The sequence below is a fragment of the Rhodococcus sp. NPDC057014 genome (genome assembly GCF_042673295.1).
In the GTDB taxonomy this organism is placed as follows: Bacteria; Actinomycetota; Actinomycetes; order Mycobacteriales; family Mycobacteriaceae; genus Rhodococcus_F.
Genome location: NZ_JBHUSF010000475.1, coordinates 1 through 4,761, shown reverse-complemented (window position 1 = coordinate 4,761; position 4,761 = coordinate 1). Strand labels below are relative to the sequence as shown.

Sequence of the window (4,761 nt, the reverse complement as noted above, 5' to 3'; positions counted from 1 at the left end):
ACGGCGACGCGGCCGCCGCGGCGGCGGAGCAGGCCGCCGCCCTGAACGGCGGCACGCTCAACATCCTGGTCAACAACGCCGGCGCCATCGCGCCCGCAATGTTCCCGAACCTCGAAGAAGACGACTTCCGCCGCATCGTCGACATTCACCTCGTCGGCAGTTTCGTCTGCAGCAAGGCCGTCCTCCCGTACCTGCCCACCGACGGCAGTGGGCGCATCATCAACGTGACCTCCGCGGCCGGCCTGGTGGGCACCATCGGGCAGGCCAACTACGGTGCCGCGAAGGCGGGCATCATCGGTCTCACGAAGTCGCTGGCGCGGGAACTCGCCAAGAAGCAGGTGACGGTCAACGCGATTGCGCCGCTCGCCGCCACCAAGATGACGGAGAACATCCGGAGCAACGAAAAGCTCGCCGCCAAGACGCTCGCGCGGATCCCGTTGGGCCGCTGGGCGGAACCGGACGAGATCTCGTCCAGCTTCGTGTTCTTCGCGTCCGACGGCGCGGCGTACATCACGGGCCAGGTGCTGCCCGTCGACGGCGGGACGGTGATCTGATGGCCGAGAAGCGCAACCCCTTCCAGCGTTCCGCCCGCGAGGTGATCATCGCGGAAGCAGCGCGCACCCCCATGGGCAAGTCGCACCCCGACCGCGGCTGGTTCCGCGACACCCATCCCAACGACATGCTCGGCGCGGTGTACACGGAACTGATCCGCCGCAGCGGGCTGGCTCCGGCGACGGTCGAGGACCTCGTGATCGGGTGCACCGCACCGTTCGGCGAGCAGTCCCGCAACATCGGCCGCAACGCCTGGTTGCAGGTCGGCTACCCGCCGGAGGTCCCGGCCGTCGTCCTGGACCGCCGCTGTGGATCCGCCCAGACGGCTGTCGAGATGGGCGCCGCCCTGGTCGGCTCCGGTACCCACGACGTCGTCGTGGCCGGCGGTGTCGAACACATGGGCCACGTGCCGATGAACTCACCGGCCAAGATCTCCGAACTGTACGGCGACCCGTGGCCGGAAGCGCTGCGCGACCGGTACGACTTCGTGAACCAGGGCGAGAGTGCCGAACTCATCGCGGACCGGTGGGAGATCTCCCGGCAGGAGATGGACGAGTTCGCCGTCCGCTCCCATCGTCTGGCGACCGAGGCCATCGAGGCGGGCCGTTTCGACGCCGAGATGATCCCCCTCGATCTTGCGGGCGAGACCCGGTCCACCGACCAGACCATCCGCCCCGGCACGAGCCTGGACAGCCTGGCCGGGCTGAAGACGGTGTTCCGGGAGAACGGCCGGATCACGGCGGGCAGTTCGTCGCCGATCTCGGATGGGGCGGCCGGTGTGCTGCTCGCTTCCCGCGAGGCCGTCGACGCGCACGGACTGCGGGCCCGGGCCCGGATTCTCGATCAGACGACCGTCGGGGTGGACCCGATCATCATGCTGACCGGTCCGATCCCGGCCACCCGGAAGTTGCTCGACCGCAACGGAATGAGCATGAACGACATCGATCTCTTCGAGGTCAACGAGGCGTTCAGCTCGGTGGTTCTGGCCTGGGAGCGGGAACTGAAGCCCGACATGGACCGGGTCAACGTCAACGGCGGTGCGATCGCGCTCGGTCACCCCGTCGGCGCGACCGGTGCCCGGCTCATCGCCACCATCGTCGCGGAACTCGAGCGGCGTGACGCCGAAATCGGTCTGGTGACCATGTGCTGCGGCGGCGGCCTGGGAACGGCGACCCTGATCCAGCGGATCGACTGATGATCGACCTGACGCCGCACATCCGGCCCGGCGACGGAATCTGGTGGAGCCAGACGAGCGCGGAACCCACCCCGCTCGTCCACGCCCTGCTCGACCAGGTTTCGTCGATCGGCCCGGTGCGGGCATTTGTGGGACTGACCTGGAATCGGCGGTTGACGAGCGAACTGCCCGACGAACTCTCCGTCGTCTCCTACGGTGGCCTCGGCGAACTCCGCCGCCTCGCCCGACTCGAGGTCGTGCCCTGCCATTACGGGGCACTGCCGCGGCTGTTCGCCGAACGGCGGCTCCCGTGCGACGTCGGGTTCGTGCAGGTGTCACCGCCGGACTCGGCCGGGAACTGCTCGCTCGGGGTCGGTGTCGACTACATCGCGGACGCCCTCGACCACACTCCGGTTCTCATCGCCGAGATCAACCGGCGTATGCCCGTCACGCTGGGCGCACCACGTATTCCGTTGTCGCGGTTCGCCGCGGTAATGGAAACCGACCGGCCGTTGCTCGAGGCGCCGGACCGTGAGCCCGCCGCGGTGGAACGGGCGATCGCGCGGAACGTCGCCGATCTCGTGGCGGACGGAGACACGATCCAGATCGGCGTCGGGACGCTGCCCGCCGCCGTCCTCACCGCTCTCGAGGGTCACAAGGACCTCGGGATGCATTCCGGCATGATCTCCGACGCGGCGCTCCGACTGATCGACCGGGGCGTGCTGACCGGGGCGCGTAAGGAGATCGATCCTGGGCTGCACGTGACGGGCGCCGCGCTCGGAACGGCGGCACTGTACGACCGGCTGCCCGGTCTTCCGGTGGCCTTCCGCCCGGCGAGCTATACCCATGCGCCGCAGGTTCTCTCGCAGCTGCGATCGTTCGTGTCGATCAACTCGGCGATCGAGGTGGACCTGACCGGGCAGGTCGGCGCGGAACTGCGCAACACGACCTACGCCGGTGCCGTCGGGGGTCAGGTGGATTTCTCCCGGGCCGCGGCGATGACCGGCGGCCGCTCGATCATCGCGATGCGCGCGGATTCGCGAGGGGAGTCGACGATCAAGACTGCTTTGGAATACGGCGCGGTCACCACCGCCCGCGCCGACGTGGACTTCGTGGTCACCGAACACGGTGCCGCGGCACTGCGCGGATGTTCCCTGGGCGAGCGTGCGCGGCGCATGATCGCCGTGGCGGCACCCGAGCACCGCGAAAGGCTAAAATTCGATCTCGAGGAGTACGACCTTGCATCCGCAACGGAGTGAGGGGAAAGGAGTCAACGCCATGGCACGTCCGCAGCGGGTCCAGATCCGGGAGGTCGGACCGCGTGACGGCTTCCAGAACGAACCGGAGCACATCCCGACCGACGACAAGGTGCGGTTGATCAACGCCCTCGGGCGGGCAGGGTTCACCCGGATCGAGGTCGCCAGTTTCGTGCGGCCGGACGTGATCCCGCAGTTGGCCGACGGCGTCGAGGTCCTCGAGCGCATCGAGGTGCCCGACGACACCAAACTGATGGTGCTCGTCCCCAACAGCAAGGGCCTCGACAACGCACTGAAGGTGCGCGACAAGTTCCACGAGGTCGCAATCTTCGTCAGCGCGTCGGAGACCCACAACAAGAAGAACGTCAACCGCACCGTCGACGAGACGATGGCCGACAACGACGTCATGGCCAAGCGGATCGTCGCCGAGGGCCTCGACTGCGCCGCGGTGATCGCGACGTCGTTCGGCTGCCCGTTCGAGGGCAAGGTCGAGTTGGGACGCGTGCTGGACCTCGCCGAACGGTTCGCCGAGGCCGGCGCCACCGAGATCGGATTCGGCGACACCACAGGCATGTGCAACCCGGCATACGCGTCGGAATTCTTCGCCGCGGCGCTCGACCGGCTGCCCGGCGTCGAGGTGACCGCACACTTCCACAACACGCGTGGCCAGGGCCTCGCCAACGCGTACGCCGCACTCGAAGCAGGTTGCGCGAGCTTCGAATCGAGCTTCGGGGAGCTCGGCGGCTGCCCCGTTCCGGCAGGCTCGACGGGCAACATCGCCACCGAGGATCTGGTGAGCATGTTCCACGAGATGGGCGTCGAGACGGGTCTCGACCTTCCGCGGGTCATCGAGGCCGCGCGCGAAGCCCAGACGGTGCTCGGCCGCAAGCTCACCAGTCACTCGATCGTCGCGGGCCCCATCGAATGGGCCGCGAGCCCGCGCTGACCGCCTTCCACCACGAACACCACAACACGGAGAAGAACATGAGTAATCGAGTCGCATTCGTAACCGGCGGTGCACAGGGCATCGGCAAGGGCATCTCCGACGCCCTCGGGGCAGCGGGCTTCCGCGTCGCGGTGGCCGACCTCAACCTGGAGGTCGCCGAGGAGACCGCCGCCGGTATCCGCGACGCCGGCGGCCAGGCGATCGCCGTGCCCGTCGACGTCACCGACACCGCGTCCGTGCAGGCCGCGGTGAAGCAGGTCGCCGAGCAGTTCGGCCCGGTCGAGATCGTCGTCAACAACGCCGGCTGGGACGACTTCATGCCGTTCCTGAAGACCGACGAGGCGTTCTGGGACCGGATCCTCGACATCAACTTCAAGGGCCAGCTGCGGGTCATCCAGGCGACCGTCCCGGGCATGGTCGAGCGCGGCTTCGGCCGGGTCATCAACATCGGTTCGGACGCCGGCCGCGTCGGCTCGTCGCTCGAGGCCGTCTACTCGGGTGCCAAGGGCGGCATCATCGCCTTCACCAAGACCCTCGCCCGTGAAATCGCGACCAAGGGTGTCACCGCGAACACCGTGTGCCCCGGACCGACCGACACTCCGGCACTGCGTAAGTTTGCGGACAGCTCCGGCCAGGACGCCGACAAGGTGATCGGCGGCATGACCCGCGCCGTGCCGATGAAGCGGCTCGGCCAGGCAACCGACATCGGTGCCGCGGTGGCGTACTTCGCCTCCGATGCAGCAGAATTCGTCACCGGACAGACCCTGTCCGTCAGCGGTGGCCTGACGATGTCCTGATCCACGGCGATTCCGAAGGTGCGGCCCGTTCTCTGC

At 68.2% G+C, this 4,761-nt stretch carries 5 protein-coding genes; all 5 read left to right on the top strand.

Features of this window, described 5'->3' with window-relative positions; translation table 11 throughout:
• On the top strand, positions 1-554 hold a 554-nt coding region (locus tag ACFTZB_RS43100; protein WP_378441710.1), incomplete at its 5' end, for an SDR family NAD(P)-dependent oxidoreductase.
• On the top strand, positions 554-1,747 hold the full coding sequence (locus tag ACFTZB_RS43095; RefSeq protein WP_206013585.1) for a thiolase family protein: 1,194 nt from the start codon (positions 554-556) through the stop codon (positions 1,745-1,747). The genes ACFTZB_RS43100 and ACFTZB_RS43095, both read left to right, overlap by 1 nt.
• The gene (locus tag ACFTZB_RS43090; RefSeq protein WP_378441706.1) at positions 1,747-2,985 is read left to right on the top strand and encodes an acetyl-CoA hydrolase/transferase family protein; all 1,239 of its coding nucleotides are present in this window, start codon (positions 1,747-1,749) and stop codon (positions 2,983-2,985) included. The genes ACFTZB_RS43095 and ACFTZB_RS43090 overlap by 1 nt, the downstream gene beginning before the upstream one ends.
• Before the next feature lie 19 nt (positions 2,986-3,004).
• Positions 3,005-3,928, top strand: coding sequence for a hydroxymethylglutaryl-CoA lyase (locus tag ACFTZB_RS43085; protein ID WP_378441704.1), 924 nt, complete (start codon positions 3,005-3,007; stop codon positions 3,926-3,928).
• Between the two features lie 38 nt (positions 3,929-3,966).
• The gene (locus ACFTZB_RS43080; protein WP_087560821.1) at positions 3,967-4,725 is read left to right on the top strand and encodes an SDR family NAD(P)-dependent oxidoreductase; all 759 of its coding nucleotides are present in this window, start codon (positions 3,967-3,969) and stop codon (positions 4,723-4,725) included.
• The last annotated feature ends 36 nt before the right edge of the window (positions 4,726-4,761 follow it).